Source organism: Terrabacter carboxydivorans (genome assembly GCF_039532035.1).
GTDB classification, from domain to species: Bacteria; Actinomycetota; Actinomycetes; order Actinomycetales; family Dermatophilaceae; genus Terrabacter; species Terrabacter carboxydivorans.
Window position 1 is genome coordinate 1 of record NZ_BAAARE010000082.1, and the last position, 501, is coordinate 501.

Genomic DNA, 501 nt, shown 5'->3' on the forward strand with positions numbered 1-501 from the left:
GGCACCGGCAAGACCCACCTGGCCACCGGCCTGGGCATCGCCGCCGCCGGCCACGGCCACCGCGTGCTGTTCGCGACCGCGACCGACTGGGTCACCCGCCTGACCGAGGCCCACCGCGCCGGCCGGCTCCCCGTCGAGCTGGCCCGGCTGCGCCGCTACGGGCTGATCATCGTCGACGAAGTCGGCTACCTGCCCTTCGAGCAGGACGCCGCGAACCTGTTCTTCCAGCTCGTCTCATCCCGCTACGAACACGCCTCGCTGATCCTCACCTCCAACCTGCCCTTCAGCGGCTGGGGCGGAGTCTTCGGCGACCAGGCCGTCGCCGCCGCCATGATCGACCGCGTCGTGCACCACGCCGACGTCCTGACCCTCAAAGGCGCCAGCTACCGGCTGCGCAACCGCGGCATCGACACGCTGCCCAGCATCAGAACCCAAGACACGGCAGACTAGAAACCACGAACCAGTGGCCTCGATTTCGAACATCCGATCGGCCCCAGATTC

The 501-nt window shown here is 69.1% G+C and carries 1 protein-coding gene; it reads left to right on the forward strand.

Features of this window, described 5'->3' with window-relative positions; all coding sequences use genetic code 11:
* Positions 1-450: ATP-binding protein (locus ABD297_RS23660; protein WP_344257637.1), on the forward strand; the 450-nt coding region annotated here is incomplete at its 5' end.
* Positions 451-501 lie beyond the last annotated feature (51 nt).